Origin of the sequence: Streptomyces sp. NPDC058373 (genome assembly GCF_042723275.1) — a bacterium.
In the GTDB taxonomy this organism is placed as follows: domain Bacteria; phylum Actinomycetota; class Actinomycetes; order Streptomycetales; family Streptomycetaceae; genus Streptomyces.
In genome coordinates this window covers 102,955-120,113 of sequence record NZ_JBHXJE010000010.1, presented here as the reverse complement: position 1 = coordinate 120,113, position 17,159 = coordinate 102,955, and the positions used below count along the sequence as shown (strand labels likewise).

The following is a 17,159-nucleotide window of genomic DNA, read 5'->3' as shown; positions in this document are numbered from 1 at the left end:
TGCCCGCGCCCTGCCTGCCCGCGCCCTGCTCGCCCTCCCCCGCCGTGGAGCCTTCATGAGTATCGACCACGCACCGCCCGACATATCCCCTGTTTCACCATCACCGTCCTCGTCCGGGTCCACGTCCACCGCGCTCCGGAAGGAACCCGAGCTGGTGCCGCTGGCCGCGGCCGCCGGGCGGCGCAGTCGGGTGCCCCGATGGGCACGGCGGACCTCCGGGCCGCTCCTACTGCTGGCGCTCTGGCAGATCCTCAGCAGCACGGGTGCTCTGCCGCCCGACATCCTCGCGGCTCCGGGCACCATCGCCCGGGTGGCCGTCGACCTCGTCGCGGACGGGTCGCTGCCGTCCGCCATGGCCGTCTCCCTCCAACGGGTCGCGGCGGGGCTGCTGTTGGGGCTCGTCGTGGGGGTCGGGCTGGCGCTGCTCTCGGGGCTCTTCCGGGCCGGCGAGGACCTCGTGGACGCCAGCGTCCAGATGTTGCGGACCGTGCCGTTCGTGGGGCTGATCCCGCTCTTCATCATCTGGTTCGGCATCGGCGAGGCGCCGAAGGTCGCCATCATCACGATGGGCGTCACGTTCCCGCTCTACCTCAACGTCTACGCCGGCATCCGTGGTGTGGACTCCCAGCTCATCGAGGCGGGCGAGTCCCTCGGGCTCTCCCGGTGGGGACTGGTGCGCCACGTCGTCCTGCCGGGGGCGCTCCCCGGAGCGATGACGGGGCTGCGCTACTCCCTCGGTATCGCCTGGCTCGCGCTGGTCTTCGCCGAGCAGGTCAACGCGGACGCGGGCATCGGCTACCTGATGGTGCAGGCCCGGGACTTCCTGCGGACCGACGTCATCGTGGTCTGCCTCATCGTCTACGCCTTCCTCGGCCTGCTGGCCGACTTCGCCGTCCGCACTCTCGAAAGGCTGCTGCTGCAATGGCGACCGACCTTCACCGGACGGTGAACCCCTCCGAGCCCGACCCGGCCGCCGACGGCACGGACGGCGAACTCCCTGCGACCGTACGGGTGCAGGGCCTGAGCCGGGCCTTCGACGGCAGGCGCGTCCTGGACGGCCTGGACCTGCGGATCGCGCCGGGCGAGTTCGTGGCCCTGCTGGGCCGCAGCGGCTGCGGGAAGTCCACACTGCTGCGCATCCTGGCCGGGCTCGACCGGGACATCAGCGGCACCGCCCTGGTCCCGCGCCGCAAGGCGGTGGCCTTCCAGTCGCCCCGGCTGATGCCGTGGAAGCGGGTCTGGCGCAATGTCCTGCTGGGCCTCGACGGTGCCGCCGACCGGGCCCGGGCCGAACGCGCCCTGGACGAGGTCGGACTCGGCGACCGGGCCGGGGCCTGGCCCAAGACCCTCTCGGGTGGCGAGGCGCAGCGTGCCTCGCTCGCCCGCGCGCTGGTCCGGGAGCCCGATCTGCTCCTGCTCGACGAGCCGTTCGGGGCGCTCGACGCGCTCACGCGGATCAAGGCCCAGCACCTGGTCGGCGAGGTCTGGCAGCGGCACGGCTGCGCGGTGCTGCTGGTCACCCACGACGTCGAGGAGGCCGTGCTGCTGGCGGACCGGGTCCTGGTGATGGACGGCGGTGCCATCGCGCACGAGGTCGACATCCCGCTGGCCCGCCCGCGCAGCCTGACCGACCCGCGCTTCGCCGAACTCCGTGCCGGGCTGCTGGAGCTGCTGGGCGTGGACACCGCGGCGGCCGCCGCCTGACCCCGGCCGTACGCACGCCCCTCGGTACCCGGCGCGCCGCCGCCGACCCGTCCTCCCCTCACCGAACGGAACCCCATGAAACGCCGACCACTCCCCCTCGCCCTGCTCCTGCTGATCCCCCTCTCCCTGCTGGTCTCCGCCTGCTCCGGCGGCTCCCCCGCCGCGTCGTCCGCCGGGGGTCCGGGCGGTGGGACCGACGGGAAGGGCTCCGTGGTCCTCGACGTCGGTGACCAGAAGGGCGGTGCGGAGGCGGTCCTGCGTGCCGCCGGGGAGCTCGACGACCTCGACTACCGCATCACGTGGTCGACCTTCACCTCCGGCCCGCCACTGCTGGAGGCGGTCAACGCCAAGGCCGTCGACATCGGTTCGGTCGGCAACACCCCGCCGGTCTTCGCCGCGGGGGCCGACTCGAAGGTGACCGTGGTCGCGGCCACCCACGGCGACACCGCCGGGGAGGCCATCCTCGTCCCCAACGACTCGAAGCTGAAGCGGACCGAGGAGCTGAAGGGCCGTTCGGTGGCGGTGGCGCAGGGCTCCTCCGCCCACTACCAACTGGTGGCGTCGCTGCGGAAGGCCGGGCTGAAGCTGAGCGACATCAAGGTGACGTACCTCCAGCCGGCCGACGCGCTGGCCGCGTTCACCGGCGGCAAGGTCGACGCGTGGGCGGTCTGGGACCCGTACACCTCGCAGGTGCTCACCGCGAAGCAGGGGCGGGTACTCACCGACGGGCGCGGGGTGGTGAACGGGCTGAACTTCCAGGTGGCCGCGCCGAGCGCGCTCGCCGACAAGGAGAAGTCGGCCGCCATCGGTGACTACCTGAAGCGGCTGCGGCGCGCGGAGAACTGGGTGTATGAGCACCCGGAGGAGTGGGCGAAGGTCTGGGCGAAGGACACCGGGCTGCCGTACGAGGTGGCGCTGGCGGCGGTGAAGCGGACTCACGGGACGCGGATCAGTGTGGCCGTCGACAAGGAGGCGATCGCCTCCGAGCAGGAGATCGCCGACACCTTCGCCGAGCTGAAGCTCGTCCCGCGCCGCTTCGACTTCGCCGACTACGTCGACACCCGCTTCAACAAGGGTCTGCCGCCCTCCACCACCGAGGGCCGCGACTACCAGGAGGGTTCCTGATGACTGTCCGCCTGCACTGGTTCCTGCCGACCGGCGGCGACGGCCGTACGCTCGTCGACCGCCACGCCTACACCGACGGCGGGGTCTCCCGCTCCCGGGTCACGCCGGTCAGCGGGGTGCGGCCGCCCGACATCGACTACCTGGCGCAGATCGCCAAGGCCGCCGAACACCTGGGGTTCGAGGCGGTGCTGACGCCCACCGGCACCTGGTGCGAGGACGCCTGGCTGACGACGGCGGCGCTCGCCCAGCACACCGAGCGGCTGAAGTTCCTCGTCGCCTTCCGGCCCGGGGTCATCTCCCCCGTGCTGGCCGCGCAGATGGCCGCCACCTACCAGCGCGTCACCCGGGGGCGGCTGCTGCTCAACGTGGTGACCGGCGGCGACGGCACCGAGCAGCGGCGGTTCGGCGACCATCTCGGCCACGACGAGCGGTACGCGCGGACCGACGAGTTCCTCTCCGTGGTCCGGGGCGCCTGGACCGGCAAGCCGTACGACTTCGACGGCCGGCACTACCAGGTGGAGGGCGGGCTGACGGCGCTGCCGCCGGACCCGCTGCCCGAGGTGTTCTTCGGCGGCTCCTCGCCCGCGGCGGGCCCGGTCGCGGCCCGGCACGCCGACGTGTACCTGACCTGGGGCGAGCCGCCGGCTCAGGTGAGGGAGAAGATCGACTGGATCCGGGGGCTGGCCGAGCGGGAGGGGCGGACGGTGCGGTTCGGCATCCGGCTGCACTCGATCTCGCGGGACTCGTCGGCGGAGGCGTGGCGGACCGCGCGCGCCCTCCTCGACGAGCTGGACGCCGACACCGTGGCCGCCGCGCAGGAGGCGCTCGGGCGCAGCGAGTCCGTGGGGCAGCAGCGGATGCTGGCGCTGCACGGCGGCTCCCGCGACCAGCTGGAGATCTCCCCGAACCTGTGGGCCGGGGTCGGGCTGGTGCGCGGCGGCGCGGGGACGGCGCTGGTGGGCAGCCACGCGGAGGTCGCCGACCGGATCGAGGAGTACCACGCGCTCGGCGTCGACCACTTCATCCTCTCGGGCTACCCGCACCTGGAGGAGGCGTACTGGTTCGGGGAGGGCGTGATGCCCGAGCTGGCCGCCCGGGGCCTGCTCGACCGGCCCGGGAAGGCCGGCGTGGGCGGGGCTCCGCTGCTGGTGGCGGGCGGTCGCTGACCGGGGCCGGGACGGGCCGGGGCGTCGGGAAGAACCCGGCGCCCCGGCCCGTTGGCAGGAACGTGAAGCAGAACGGGACACCGCACACCGAGGCCCCCCGCCCCGTCGACGTGCTCGTGGTCGGCGCCGGCCAGGCGGGGTTGTCGGCCGCCTACCACCTGCGCAGGTCCGGGCTGGAGCCCGGCGAGGAGTTCGTGGTCCTCGATCACGCGCCGCGCCCGGGCGGGGCCTGGCAGTTCCGCTGGCCGACGCTGACCTACGGACGGGTGCACGGCATGCACGCGCTGCCCGGCATGGAGCTGACGGGCGCGGACGCGTCGCGGCCCTCCTCCGAGGTGATCGGCGCGTACTTCCGGGAGTACGAGGAGAGGTTCGGGCTGCGGGTTCACCGTCCGGTGGACGTGCGGGCCGTGCGGGAGGGCGGGGGCGGGCGGCTGCGGGTGGAGACCTCGGACGGGGTGTGGGCGGCGCGGGCGCTGATCAGCGCGACGGGGACCTGGGACCGGCCGTTCTGGCCGAGGTACCGGGGTCAGGAGGAGTTCCGGGGGCGGCAGCTGCACACCGCCGGCTATCCGGGACCGGACGCGTTCGCCGGGCAGCGGGTGCTGGTGGTGGGCGGCGGCACGTCGGCGGTGCAGCACCTGCTGGAGATCGCCCCGGTCGCGGCGGCCACCGCCTGGGCGACGCGGCGGCCGCCGGAGTTCCACGAGGGGCCGTTCGACGAGGACCAGGGGCGGCAGGCGGTGGCGCGGGTCGACGAGCGGGTACGGCAGGGGCTGCCGCCGCGCAGTGTCGTGTCGGTGACGGGCCTGCCGATGAACGAGGCGGTCCGGCGGGGTGTGGCGGACGGGACGCTGGCGCGGCGCCCGATGTTCGAGCGGCTCACCGCCGAGGGCGCCGTGTGGGAGGACGGTTCGGTCTTCACGGCCGACGTGGTGCTGTGGGCGACCGGGTTCCGTGCGGCGGTGGACCACTTGGCGCCGCTGAGGCTGCGCGAGCCCGGCGGCGGCATCCGGGTCGAGGGGACGCGAGTGGCCCGCGATCCCCGGGTCCACCTGGTCGGCTACGGCCCTTCGGCCAGCACCATCGGCGCCAACCGGGCGGGGCGGGCAGCGGTGCGCGAGATACGGGAGCTGCTGGCGCGGGAGCCGGTCGCGGCCTGAACGGGCGGGGCCCGGCGGGGTACGCCTCGGCGGTCGTCCCCTGCCGTTGGCGGAGCCAGAGCGGGGGTCGCCGTCAACTTCTCGGTGTGGGAGCTGAGTTCGGCGCGGGCCTTGATGAAGCGGGTGTCGCCGAGGCGGACTGTGACCGATCGAGCGGCGGTAACGCCTGCTCGCCCGGACCGCCGAGGGGGTGAGCGGCAGGCCCCGGCGGGCGTAGGGGTCGTACGGGCCGTGGGTGCGGGACCTCGTGGGCGGTGGCGAGGGGGGAGGGAGACACGTGGCGGGGGAGGAGTGTCCCTCGGGGCTGCGGTCGGCCGCGCCGAAGAGGGCGAGCGGGCGCCCTTCGCCGCCTTCCAGGTGGCACCGACGCCGAGGCCGAGAGCCTGGTCGGCCAGCGCGTAGACATGGGTGAACCGGCGGCCTCCGGGGGATCGCGAGGGAGCCCCGGTCGGGGCTGCGCTCCTCGCCGGTGAGAAGCGGGGTCGGCGGCGCGGCTAGGGGCCCGGTGGCGAGCAGGGTGGGGTGGTCCGGCCCCGCCGGATGAGGCTCCGGTGGCGGGAGCGGGCGGCAGGGGGCGAGCGCTATCCCGCCGAGGTGCTCAATTCGGGCATGCCGCCGTGGGTGGCGGTGGTGGGACGGGCGTCCTTGCGGACGAGCGCCGTGTAGAGGCCCTCCTGGGCTAGGAGGGTTTCGTGGGTGCCGCGTTCGGCGGTGCGGCCGTGGTCGAGGACGACGATCTGGTCCGCGTCGCGGACCGTGGAGAGCCGGTGGGCGATGGTCAGGGTGGTGCGGTTGGCGGAGAGGGCGTCGATCGCCTCCTGGACGGCCTGCTCGGTCCGCGTGTCCAGGGCGCTGGTGGCCTCGTCCAGGACGAGGACGGGTGGGTCGCGCAGGATGGTGCGGGCGATGGCGAGCCGCTGTTTCTCGCCACCGGAGAAGCGGTGTCCGCGCTCGCCGACGACCGTGTCGTACCCCTCGGGCAGGGCCGCGACGTGGTCGTGGATCTGGGCGGCCCGGGCGGCTTCGACCAGCTCCGCGTCGGTGGCGTCGGGCTTGGCGAAGCGGAGGTTGTCGGCGACGGAGGCGTGGAAGAGGTACGTCTCCTGGGAGACCACTCCGATCGCGCGGGCGAGCGTGGCGAAGTCCAGGTCGCGTACGTCGACGCCGTCGAGGGTGACGCGGCCGCCGGTGACGTCGTAGAGCCGGGGCACGAGGTGGCTGAGGGTGCTCTTGCCGGAGCCGGTCTCGCCGACGACGGCCAGCGAGGTGCCCGCCGGAACGTCGATGTCGATGCCGGAGAGCACCGGGCGCTCCTGTCCCGCGTACCGGAACTCGACGTGCTCGAAGCGGAGCTCGCCGCGCACCTTCTCCAGCCGCACCGGGTGCTCGGGTTCGGTGATGTCGACCTCCAGGTCGAGATACTCGAAGATCCGCTGGAAGAGGGCGAGGGAGGTCTGCACCTGGACGCCGGTGGTGAGCAGGCTGACCGTGGGGCGGAAGAGGCCTTGCTGGAGGGAGACGAAGGCGACCAGGGTGCCGATGGAGATCGCGGGGCCCTGGACGTGCTGGGAGAGTCCGGCGGCCCAGTAGATGAGGGCGGGCATCGCGGCCATCACGATGCTGATGACCGACATCCGCCAGCGGCCCGCCATGCTGGAGCGGACCTCCAGGTCGACCAGGCGGTCGGACTCGTCGCGGAAGGTGCGGGTCAGGGAGTCGCCTCGGCCCATGGTGCGGCCCAGCAGGATGCCGCTGACCGAGAGGGATTCGGTGACGGTGGCCGCCATGGCGGCCATCTGCCTCTGCCGGTCGGTGGCGATGCGCTTGCGCTCGCGGCCGACCCGGCGGCTGATCCAGACGAAGACCGGGAGCAGCAGCAGCGAGACCGCGGTCAGCCGCCAGTCCAGGGCGAGCATCGCGACGACGGTGGCGATGACGCTGGTGAGGTTGGAGACCAGGGAGGTGGCCGTCGAGGTGACGGTGGCCTGCATCCCGCCGATGTCGTTGGAGATCCGGGACTGGATCTCGCCGGTGCGGGTGCGGGTGAAGAAGGCCAGCGACATGCTCTGGAGCCGGGCGTAGACGGCGGTGCGCAGGTCGTGCATGACGCGCTGGCCCACGGTGGTGGAGATCAGGGTCTGGAGCACGCCGAAGACGCTCGTCATGACGGCGGCGGCGATCATGCCGAGCGCGAGCAGGCTCAGCAGGCCGGTGCGCTGCTCGGGGATGGCCGTGTCGAGGATCTCGCGCAACAGGAACGGTGTGGTGACCGAGACCAGCGAGGCGGCGGCGACGAGCAGGCCGACCAGCGCCAGGCGGCCGCGGTAGGGGCGGAAGAGCCGGACGATCCGGCGGACCTGGCGCGGCTGCTCCGGGTCGTCCGGCTTCTTCGGCGGTGGTGCCCAGGTGGGGGACGGTTCGGGACGCATGGGCTCCTTCGAGGGGACGTGGCGGTCGGCGCCCTCGCGGCACGCCGGGGTTCGGTGGCCCCGGGGGCGCCGGGACGGCAGCCGGCGCGGAAACGAGGTCTTCCGCGTGCGCGGACGAGAAGGCAACGCAGACCATAGCTCATTGTTACCTATGTACACAATGGACGAGGTCCTGTTAATGTTCGCGCATGGATTCACCCGACCCCGACGGCGTTCTCGCCGAGCAGTTGCTGCGCCTCACCCGCCGGCTGCACCGGCTCCAGCGGCGCCAGCTGGAGCCGCTCGGCATCACTCCCGCCCAGGCCCGCCTGCTGCGTACGGTCGCGGTCTGCGAGCGGCCGCCGCGGATGGCCGATCTCGCCCAGCGCCTCGAAGTGGTCCCCCGCGCCGTCACCAGCCTGGTCGACGGGCTGGAGGAGGCGGACCGGGTGCGCCGGGTGCCCGACCCGGAGAGCCGCCGGGTGGTGCGGATCGAGCTGACCGAGGGCGGCCGCGAGGCGCTGCGCGCCATGCGCAGCGCGCGCCGGGGCGCGGTGGAGGAGATCCTGGCCCCACTGACCGCCGAGCAGCGGTCCGTACTCGGCGGCCTGCTGTCGGCCCTGGTCGACGGCCCCGGCCGTACCGAGGTCGCTCCCCCGCCGGAGGGGGAAGGCTGAGCCACCGACACGACGGCGCCTGGCAGCGGGCGGCTCGGCCTGCCTGTCGACTGCCCGGTCAGTAGCGGTAGTCGGGCCAGTGCGGGTCCTCCCAGCGAGCTGGACCGTTGAGACCTGTCAGTCGTATGCGGTGAAGCAGTTCCTCGGGGACGTCCTGGCCGCGGAGTCGGGCGGGGGCATGGCGGGCGAGCCAGGACGCGAGTTCGGCGCACCGGGCTTCCGCGTCGTCCATCGAGTCCCATGGAAGCCGGTCGCCCAGGAGGTCGTACTCCCAACGGGCTGCCGCCGCGGCCAGGTGCTGGTCGGCAACGCGGTGATCGAGCGCCTCCCAGGTGTGGAGCCACGGGCCAAGAGTGGCGGACGCCTCGGTGCACAGTGCGAGAACCTCGTGCACCGGGACGACAGGAGCCGGTTGGCTCAGCGTGTGAGCCCACCAGGCATGCAGGAACTCCCACACCGCCGCGCTCTGGTGTGTGGGCCATTGCTGCCAGAGACCACGCGAGAACGAGTATCCGACCTCGCGCATGCCGAAGAGGGGCTGCACATGACCGCTGACCAGAGCAGTGGCGAGTTGAGGAAGGATACGGCGCAGCACCGCGCCATGGTCCTTCCAGTCGGATGTGCTCCAGGTGCGATGCCGGAGATCCAGGTCGAGCTCCGCATCGGAATCTTGCCCGCGGTCCCCGGCGCGGCCCGGCACCGGCTTTCCCGACACCTCGCGGCCCGTCGCCGGGTGAGCGCCTGGGCGGCTCAGGCGCGCAGGGACGCCCTGTCCCCCATCACGACCACGGGGTGCTGGTCCGGTTCGAGGGTGCGCAGGAGGTGGCGCATGCCCTGCTCCGAGAGGCTGACGCAGCCGGAGGTGCCGCTGCCGTGGTCGAGGTGGAGCCAGATACTGCCGCCCTTGGACTGCCCCTCGGGCCGGGACGGGTCGTTGGGCGGCGTCCCCTTGACCCGGTTGTAGTCGATGGCGATGACGAGGTCGAAGTCGTGCCAGTGCGACTTCGCCCAGGTGCGCGGCGCCGCGAAGGCGCCGCTGCGGGTGTACGGCAGGCCGCCCGGGCCGGGGTCGGCGAGGACACCGCCCGCGTCGGTGAGGGTGAAGACGCCGACGGGGCTGCGCTTGTCGTTCTCGTGGTGGTCCGGAGTCCACCCCTTCCTGCCGTTGTGGGCGGGCCAGTCGGCACGCTTCTTCCAGCCGTCGCCGTCCTTGGTGTAGAGGACGACGGTGGCGGTGCTGCGGTCCGCGCCGTCGCCGTAGACGGCGACCACCTGGCGGGTGTCGTCCGGTATCCGCTGCTGGAGGCGGCCGGAGATGCCCGGCAGTACGGTCGGGTCGGCCGACGACGCCCGGGCGTCGGGCCGTTGCGCGCCGTCCGTCGGCTCAAAGGCCACGCCGCCGGAGCCGCACGAGGTGAGCAGGAGGGCTCCGGCGGCGGTGGCGAGCACGGTACGGAGCACGGTCGGGCGAATCGCGGTCGGGCGCATGGGCTCCATGGTCGCACCGGAGGATCCGGCGCGGACCGGGGCCTGGTGGCAGGTGCTCAGGCGCGTGCGCGGGGCCTGCGGCCGAAAGCCGTACGGAGCAGCCGTTTATTCGGTTGCCGCTCCGCTCCGGGCAGGCAAGGCTGTCACGGTTTGCTCCTGCTGTACCGAGTTCTGCTCCTGCTCCACCGAGTCCTGGGACGTCATGCAGATTCGCGACCTTCCGTACACCGATCCGGGCGAGCCCGACACGCGCTCCGGGCCCCGTTTCCTCATCTGGCTCGGGCGCATGCAGCTCGGCGGCCAGCTCAAGTCCCTCGTCTGGGGGTTGCTGCACTTTCTCTCCATCGCGGCCCTGCCGTACGGCGTCGGCGTCGCCGTGGAGGCGGTGGTGGCGGGCGAGAGCGGCGGGCTGGCGGTGGCCGGCGGGGTGCTGGCGGTCTTCGGGATCGGCGTCGCCGCGGGCGACATGATGCTCCACCGCACCTCCGTCACCAACTGGATCACGGCGGCCGCCCGGGTCCAGCAGTTGCTGGCACGCCGCACCGCGACGCTGGGGGCCGCGCTGACCCGGCGGGTCGCCGCCGGAGAGGTGGTGGCCGTCTCCACCGGCGACGTGGAGAAGATCGGCTGGTTCGTGGAGGCGCTCTCCCGCTTCACGGCGGCCGCCGTGACCGTGCTGGCGGTCTGCGCCGGTCTGGTCGTCTACCAGCCGGCGCTCGGCGTGGTCGTCGCCGTCGGCGTACCGGTGCTGGCGCTCGCGGTGCTGCCGCTGCTGCCGCCCGCCACCCGGCGCGCCGACCACCAGCGGGAGAAGGCCGGGCGCGCCACGGAGCTGGCCTCCGACACGGTCGCCGGTCTGCGGGTGCTGCGCGGCATCGGCGGTGAACAGCTCTTCCTCGGCCGCTACCGGAACGCCTCGCAGGAGGTCCGGCGGGCCGCCGTGCGCAGTGCCCGGATGTGGGCGCTGATCTCGGCGGTGCAGGTGCTGCTGCCGGGGCTGCTGCTGGTCGGGGTGGTCTGGTACGGCGTGCACCTGGCGCAGCTGGGGCGGATCACGGTGGGCGAACTGGTCACGGTCTACAGCGCGGTGATGCTGCTGAACTATCCGCTGCGGCACTTCGAGGAGATCGCGATGGCCTACTCCTTCTCACGGCCCTCGGCGCAGCGCGCGGCGCGAGTGCTGGGACTGCGGCGGGAGGACGCCGGGGCTGACGGGGCTCCCGCCGAGGTCGCAGCCACGGTGCCGCGAGGCGACCTGTACGACCCCGCGACGGGCCTGCTGGCCCCCGACGGAGTCTTCACGGCGGTGGTCTGCGGAGACCCGGACCTGGCGGGCCGGCTGGCGGAGCGGCTCGGCGGGCACGCGCCCCGGGACGAGGACGCCGCGCCGGTGCCCTCGGCCCTGCTGGGTGGCGCCGCCCTGGACGAACTGCCGCTGGCGGCGGTCCGGCAGGCGGTGCTGGTGCAGGACAAGGACCCGGTGCTGCTGTCGGGAACGCTCGCGGAACTGCTCGACGTGCCCTGCTCGGGCCGGGTGGGCGGCGAGGAGGCGCTGACGGCGGCGTACTGCGGTGACGTGCTGGAGGCGCTGGCCCAGGCCTCGGTCGATCCGGACGGCGACCCGATGCGGGCCCGGATCACGGAGCGGGGCCGGTCGCTCTCGGGCGGCCAGCGCCAGCGGCTCGCGCTGGCCCGCTCGCTGGTGGCCGACCCGCGGGTGCTGGTGCTGGACGAGCCGACGTCGGCGGTGGACGCGCACACCGAGGCGAAGATCGCCGAGCGGCTGCGGGCGTCGCGGGCCGGGCGGACCACGGTGGTGCTGACCTCGTCGCCGCTGCTGCTGGACGGAGCCGAACGCGTGGTGCTGATCGACGAGGGTGCGGCGGTGGCCGTCGGCACCCATCAGGAGCTGCTGCGCGGCGAGCCGCGGTACCGCGCGGTGGTGACCCGGGAGACCGAGGCGGAGCAGGACACCCGGGCCGCGGAAGCGCCGGGCGCCGGGGAACGGGACGAGATCGAGGAGAAGGCATGATCGGGCTGGCACCCCCCGCCTACGACCCGGCGGCACCGACCGAGGCGACGAAGCTGCCGGTGGCGGGCCCGGACACGGTCCGGGCGTACGTGGCCGACCTTGCCCGGCGGCACCGCAGGGCCTTCCTGACGCTGGTGACGGTCAACGCGGTGGCGGTGATCGCCTCCATGGTGGGCCCGTACCTGCTGGGCTCGCTGGTCGAGGACGTCTCGGCGGGGGCCGAGGAGGTCCCGCTGGTCCGCACGATGCTGCTGTTCGCCGGCGCCCTGATGGTGCAGGCGTTCTTCATCCACCGGGTGCGGCTGCACGGCGCCATGCTGGGCGAGGAGGTCCTCGCCGATCTGCGGGAGGACTTCCTCATCCGCTCGGTCGAGCTGCCGCCGGGCGTGCTGGAGCGGGCCGGGACCGGCGATCTGCTCTCCCGCATCACCACCGACGTCGACCGGCTCGCCAACGCGCTGCGCGAGGCGGTGCCGCAGTTGGCGATCGGCGTGGTGTGGATCGTGCTGCTGCTGGGCGGGCTGACGGTGACGGCGCCGACGCTGGCGCCGGTGGTGCTGATCGCGGTCCCGCTGCTGCTGGCGCTCTGCCGCTGGTACTTCCGGCGCGCCCCGGCGGCGTACCGGTCGGAGGCGGCCGGGTACGCGGCGGTGGCCTCGGCGCTCACCGAGACGGTCGACGCGGGCCGCACGGTGGAGTCGCTGCGGCTGGGCCCGGAGCGGGTGACACTGTCGGACCGCCGGGTCTTGGAGTGGACGCTCTGGGAGCGCTACACCCTGTGGCTGCGCTCGGTCCTCTTCCCGGTGGTCTCCCTCACCCATGTCCTGGTGCTCGCGTCGGTGCTGCTCGTCGGCGGCGTCTACGTGCTCCAGGGCTGGATCGGTGTCGGCCAGCTCACCACGGCGGCGCTCATCTCGCAGATGCTCGTCGACCCGGTCGGCATCGTGCTGCGCTGGTACGACGAGTTGCAGGTGGCGCAGGTCTCGCTGGCCCGGCTGGTGGGGGTGCGCGAGGTGGAGCCGGAGGCGGGCGACGCGGCCGAGCGGCCCGAGGGCCGGGCGGTGCGGGCCGACGACGTCCACTTCGGCTACCGGCCGGGCGTGGACGTGCTGCGGCAGGTGACGCTGGCGGTGGAGCCGGGGACCCGGCTGGCGCTGGTGGGCCCTTCGGGCGCGGGCAAGTCGACCCTGGGCCGGCTGCTGGCCGGGATCTACGGGCCGGGGCGGGGCCGGGTCACGCTCGGCGGGGCGGAGCTGGCGCGGATGCCCGCCGAGGAGGTCCGCTCCCACGTGGCGCTGGTCAACCAGGAGCACCACGTCTTCGTCGGCTCGCTGCGGGACAACCTGCGGCTGGCCAGGACCGGCGCCGGGGACGAGGAGTTGTGGGCGGCGCTGGCGGCGGTCGACGCGGAGGGCTGGGGCCGGGCGCTGGCCGACGGGCTGGACACCGAGGTCGGCTCCGGTGCGACGGCGCTGACCCCGGCGCAGGCGCAGCAGGTGGCGCTGGCACGGCTGGTGCTGGCCGATCCGCACACGCTGGTGCTGGACGAGGCGACCTCGCTGCTCGACCCGCGTGCGGCGCGGCACCTGGAGCGTTCGCTGGCGCGGGTGCTGGAGGGCCGGACGGTGGTGGCGATCGCGCACCGGCTGCACACGGCGCACGACGCGGACCTGATCGCCGTGGTGGAGGGCGGCCGGATCACGGAACTGGGCCCGCACGACCGGCTGGTCGCGGCCGACGGCGCGTACGCGGCGCTCTGGCGCTCTTGGCACGGGTGAGACGGGTGCGGGTGAGACGGGCGGCCCCGGTCCGGTGGAACCGGGGGCCCGCAGGCGTAGGCCCGTGGTCAGACGATGTTGAGGGCGGCGACCCCGCCCACCCCGCCGAGGAGCATGAAGGCGGGCATCAGCACCTTGATCTCCACCCAGCTCCCGGCCTTGAACCGCATGGCCTTGGGCGGGCCGACCGGATACCAGCGGCGGCGGCCGACGGGGATCGGCCACAGGATCGGGCAGCCGGAGACGGTCAGGGCGTCGCCGATGTCGTGGACGAGGGCGCCGAGGATGATCGGCAGGCCCAGCCACAGGTACTCCTGGCCGGGTTCGGTGAAGAGCCAGCCCGCGCCGTTGCCCGGCTGGTCCAGGACTCCGGCGAGGATCCAGGCGCCGGCCGCGCCGAGCAGCCAGACCAGGACGTCGCTGGAGACCCGTGCGTGCCGCCAGAGCAGGCCCTCGACGGCGAGGACCATGTGGACGAAGAGCAGTCCCAGGACGGCCCACCGGCCGCCGAGCACGGCGGTGGCGGAGGCACCGGCGCCGATCAGCACGGCCCAGAGCCACGTATGGGTGAGGGTGCGGTGGCCGCCGTTGCGCCGGGGGTCGCCCTTGCCGCGGGTGGCCTTGTAGACGGCGGCGGAGAGCCGGTCGATGATCTCGCAGAGGCCCCGGGAGACCGGCCCGAAGGCGCGGGAGATGGTCGCCGACTTGTGGTCGAGGTCCGGCGCGAGGGCGGCGCCCGCGCAGATGAGCGCGCCGGTGACCAGTACCGGCCACGGCATGGGGTGGCCGTTCGCGGTGGCGAGCGCTCCCACCCCCAGCCAGGCCGCTGCTCCCGACAGTGAGTGCGCCGGTCCCATCATGGCTGTGTCCCCGCCCCTTGTCCGCTGTCCGTCTGTCGTCAGGTGGGCAGCGGTGGCGGTGGTCGCCACCTCCGGCGCGGCCGGTGGTCCCGACCGCCGCTGTCTCCCGCCCGGTTGGCGGTTCAGCCTAGCCCCGATGATCTTCGCACGGTCATCCGATTCCGTGATCGGTGCCGAAGGAAGGCAAGATGGGGGCGTGACCCTTATCGATCAGCTGCCGCCGGACGCCGACCCCGATGCCCTCTTCGACGCCTTCTCGTCCTGGGTCGAGGAACGGGGCATCACTCTCTACCCGGCGCAGGAGGAGGCGCTGATCGAGGTGGTCTCCGGGGCCAATGTGATCTTGTCCACGCCGACCGGGTCGGGCAAGAGCCTGGTCGCGGCGGGCGCGCACTTCGCCGCGCTGGCCCAGGACAAGGTGACGTTCTACACCGCGCCCATCAAGGCCCTGGTCTCGGAGAAGTTCTTCGACCTCTGCAAGCTCTTCGGCACCGAGAACGTCGGCATGCTCACCGGCGACGCCTCGGTGAACGCCGACGCGCCGGTGATCTGCTGCACCGCCGAGGTGCTCGCCTCCATCGCGCTGCGGGACGGCCGCGCGGCCGACGTCGGCCAGGTCGTGATGGACGAGTTCCACTTCTACGCGGAGCAGGACCGGGGCTGGGCCTGGCAGATTCCGCTGCTGGAACTGCCTCAGGCGCAGTTCGTGCTGATGTCGGCGACCCTCGGCGACGTCGCGATGTTCGAGAAGGACCTGACGCGCCGCACCGGCCGCCCCACCTCGGTGGTCCGCTCGGCGACCCGCCCGGTGCCGCTGTCGTACGAGTACCGCACGACGCCGCTCACCGAGACCCTCACCGAGCTGCTCGACACCCGGCAGGCGCCGGTCTACATCGTGCACTTCACGCAGGCCCAGGCGGTGGAGCGGGCGCAGGCGCTGATGAGCATCAACATGTGCACGCGCGAGGAGAAGGACCGCATCGCCGAACTGATCGGCAACTTCCGCTTCACCACCAAGTTCGGCCGGAACCTGTCGCGGTACGTGCGGCACGGCATCGGGGTGCACCACGCGGGCATGCTGCCGAAGTACCGGCGGCTGGTGGAGCGGCTGGCCCAGGCCGGCCTGCTGAAGGTAATCTGCGGGACGGACACGCTGGGCGTCGGGGTGAACGTACCGATCCGCACGGTGCTCTTCACCGCCCTCACCAAGTACGACGGCACCCGGGTGCGGGTGCTGCGCAACCGCGAGTTCCACCAGATCGCGGGGCGCGCCGGGCGGGCCGGTTTCGACACCGCCGGGCTCGTGGTGGCACAGGCCCCGGAGCACGTGGTGGAGAACGAGAAGGCGCTGGCCAAGGCGGGTGACGACCCCAAGAAGCGCCGCAAGGTGGTCCGGAAGAAGGCACCCGAGGGGTTCGTCGGCTGGTCGGAGCAGACCTTCGAGAAGCTCATCGGCTCCGAGCCTGAGCCGCTGACCTCGCGTTTCCGGGTGACCCACACCATGCTGCTGTCGGTCATCGCCCGTCCGGGCAACGCCTTCGAGGCCATGCGCCATCTGCTGGAGGACAACCACGAGCCGCGCAAGCAGCAGCTCCGGCACATCCGGCGGGCCATCGCCATCTACCGCTCGCTGCTCGCCGGCGGCATCGTGGAGAAGCTGGACGAGCCGGACGCCGAGGGCCGCATCGTCCGGCTCACCGTCGACCTCCAGCAGGACTTCGCGCTCAACCAGCCGCTCTCCACCTTCGCGCTGGCCGCCTTCGACCTGCTGGACCCGGAGTCGCCGTCGTACGCGCTGGACATGGTCTCGGTCGTCGAGTCGACGCTGGACGACCCGCGCCAGATCCTGCACGCGCAGCAGAACAAGGCGCGCGGCGAGGCCGTCGCGGCGATGAAGGCCGACGGGGTGGAGTACGAGGACCGCATGGAGCGGCTCCAGGAGATCTCGCACCCCAAACCGCTGGAGGAGCTGCTCTTCCACGCCTACGACACCTACCGGCAGAGCCACCCGTGGGTCGGCGACCACTCGCTGTCGCCGAAGTCGGTCATCCGTGACATGTACGAACGGGCGATGTCCTTCACGGAGTTCGTCTCCTTCTACGAGCTGGCCCGGACCGAGGGCATCGTGCTCCGCTACCTGGCTAGCGCGTACAAGGCGCTGGAGCACACCGTGCCCGACGACCTGAAGTCGGAGGACCTGGAGGACCTGACGGCGTGGCTGGGCGAGCTGGTGCGCCAGGTCGACTCCAGCCTGCTGGACGAGTGGGAGCAGCTCGCCAACCCGGCCGGCATGACGGCGGAGGAGGCCCGCGAGAAGGCCGACCAGGTGAAGCCGGTGACGGCCAACGCCCGCGCCTTCCGGGTGCTGGTGCGCAACGCCATGTTCCGCCGCGTGGAGCTGGCCGCCCTGGACCACGTCGCGGAGCTGGGCGAGCTCGACGGCGACGCCGGGTGGACCGCCGAGCGGTGGGGCGAGGCGATGGACGCGTACTGGGACGAGTACGACGACCTCGGTACGGGCCCGGACGCGCGCGGCCCCAAGTTGCTGCTCATCGAGGAGCGGCCCGAGGACCAGCTGTGGCGGGTCCGGCAGACCTTCGAGGACCCGAACGGCGACCGCGACTGGGGCATCAGCGCCGAGGTCGATCTCGCCGCCTCCGACGCGGAGGGCCGGGCCGTGGTCCGGGTCACCGACGTCGGCCGGCTGTGACGCCGCACGGACGCGGTCGGGGGCGGGCCCGCCGGGCCCGCCCGGCCC

The 17,159-nt window shown here is 73.2% G+C and carries 13 protein-coding genes; 9 read left to right on the top strand and 4 right to left on the bottom strand.

The genetic code is table 11. The annotated features are described in order from the left end of the window. The first annotated feature begins 55 nt into the window (after positions 1 to 55). From ACFWMZ_RS09460 to ACFWMZ_RS09440, 5 genes are all read left to right on the top strand, one after another. On the top strand, positions 56 to 949 hold the full coding sequence (locus ACFWMZ_RS09460) for an ABC transporter permease (protein WP_383171917.1): 894 nt from the start codon (positions 56 to 58) through the stop codon (positions 947 to 949). Beyond that, positions 922 to 1,704 (top strand): ABC transporter ATP-binding protein, encoded by a 783-nt coding sequence (locus ACFWMZ_RS09455; RefSeq protein WP_383200553.1) that lies wholly within the window; start codon positions 922 to 924, stop codon positions 1,702 to 1,704. Before ACFWMZ_RS09460 ends, ACFWMZ_RS09455 begins: the two co-directional genes overlap by 28 nt. A 75-nt stretch (positions 1,705 to 1,779) precedes the next feature. After that, positions 1,780 to 2,829 (top strand): ABC transporter substrate-binding protein, encoded by a 1,050-nt coding sequence (locus tag ACFWMZ_RS09450; protein WP_383200551.1) that lies wholly within the window; start codon positions 1,780 to 1,782, stop codon positions 2,827 to 2,829. Continuing rightward, positions 2,829 to 3,995, top strand: coding sequence for an LLM class flavin-dependent oxidoreductase (locus ACFWMZ_RS09445; RefSeq protein WP_383171911.1), 1,167 nt, complete (start codon positions 2,829 to 2,831; stop codon positions 3,993 to 3,995). Before ACFWMZ_RS09450 ends, ACFWMZ_RS09445 begins: the two co-directional genes overlap by 1 nt. A gap of 62 nt (positions 3,996 to 4,057) precedes the next feature. Then, a complete protein-coding gene (locus ACFWMZ_RS09440) occupies positions 4,058 to 5,158 on the top strand; it encodes an NAD(P)-binding domain-containing protein (RefSeq protein ID WP_383200548.1) in 1,101 nt (366 codons plus the stop codon). Between the two features lie 581 nt (positions 5,159 to 5,739). Here ACFWMZ_RS09440 and ACFWMZ_RS09435 read toward each other — a convergent pair. Next, positions 5,740 to 7,587: an ABC transporter ATP-binding protein gene (locus ACFWMZ_RS09435; protein WP_383200545.1), complete on the bottom strand. Its 1,848-nt coding sequence runs from the start codon at positions 7,585 to 7,587 to the stop codon at positions 5,740 to 5,742. A 188-nt stretch (positions 7,588 to 7,775) separates the two neighbouring features. Between ACFWMZ_RS09435 and ACFWMZ_RS09430 the strand changes: the two genes are divergently transcribed. Continuing rightward, the gene (locus tag ACFWMZ_RS09430; RefSeq protein WP_383171904.1) at positions 7,776 to 8,243 is read left to right on the top strand and encodes a MarR family winged helix-turn-helix transcriptional regulator; all 468 of its coding nucleotides are present in this window, start codon (positions 7,776 to 7,778) and stop codon (positions 8,241 to 8,243) included. 58 nt (positions 8,244 to 8,301) lie between these two features. On the opposite strand, the gene ACFWMZ_RS09425 is transcribed toward ACFWMZ_RS09430, so the two are convergent. Beyond that, positions 8,302 to 8,637 carry a hypothetical protein gene (locus tag ACFWMZ_RS09425; RefSeq protein ID WP_383200542.1) on the bottom strand — a complete coding sequence of 112 codons (336 nt, stop codon included), beginning with the start codon at positions 8,635 to 8,637 and terminating at the stop codon, positions 8,302 to 8,304. A 356-nt stretch (positions 8,638 to 8,993) separates the two neighbouring features. Continuing rightward, positions 8,994 to 9,731: a L,D-transpeptidase family protein gene (locus ACFWMZ_RS09420; RefSeq protein ID WP_383171900.1), complete on the bottom strand. Its 738-nt coding sequence runs from the start codon at positions 9,729 to 9,731 to the stop codon at positions 8,994 to 8,996. A gap of 202 nt (positions 9,732 to 9,933) precedes the next feature. Between ACFWMZ_RS09420 and ACFWMZ_RS09415 the strand changes: the two genes are divergently transcribed. Together ACFWMZ_RS09415 and ACFWMZ_RS09410 are read left to right on the top strand one after the other, a co-directional pair. Beyond that, a complete protein-coding gene (locus ACFWMZ_RS09415; RefSeq protein ID WP_383200539.1) occupies positions 9,934 to 11,763 on the top strand; it encodes an ABC transporter transmembrane domain-containing protein in 1,830 nt (609 codons plus the stop codon). Then, positions 11,760 to 13,541, top strand: coding sequence for an ABC transporter ATP-binding protein (locus tag ACFWMZ_RS09410; protein WP_383200536.1), 1,782 nt, complete (start codon positions 11,760 to 11,762; stop codon positions 13,539 to 13,541). Before ACFWMZ_RS09415 ends, ACFWMZ_RS09410 begins: the two co-directional genes overlap by 4 nt. A gap of 68 nt (positions 13,542 to 13,609) precedes the next feature. On the opposite strand, the gene ACFWMZ_RS09405 is transcribed toward ACFWMZ_RS09410, so the two are convergent. Next, positions 13,610 to 14,401 carry a metal-dependent hydrolase gene (locus tag ACFWMZ_RS09405; RefSeq protein ID WP_383171894.1) on the bottom strand — a complete coding sequence of 264 codons (792 nt, stop codon included), beginning with the start codon at positions 14,399 to 14,401 and terminating at the stop codon, positions 13,610 to 13,612. Between the two features lie 136 nt (positions 14,402 to 14,537). On the opposite strand from ACFWMZ_RS09405, the gene ACFWMZ_RS09400 reads away from it, so the two are divergent. Then, positions 14,538 to 17,111: a DEAD/DEAH box helicase gene (locus ACFWMZ_RS09400; protein ID WP_383200533.1), complete on the top strand. Its 2,574-nt coding sequence runs from the start codon at positions 14,538 to 14,540 to the stop codon at positions 17,109 to 17,111. Positions 17,112 to 17,159: the final 48 nt, after the last annotated feature.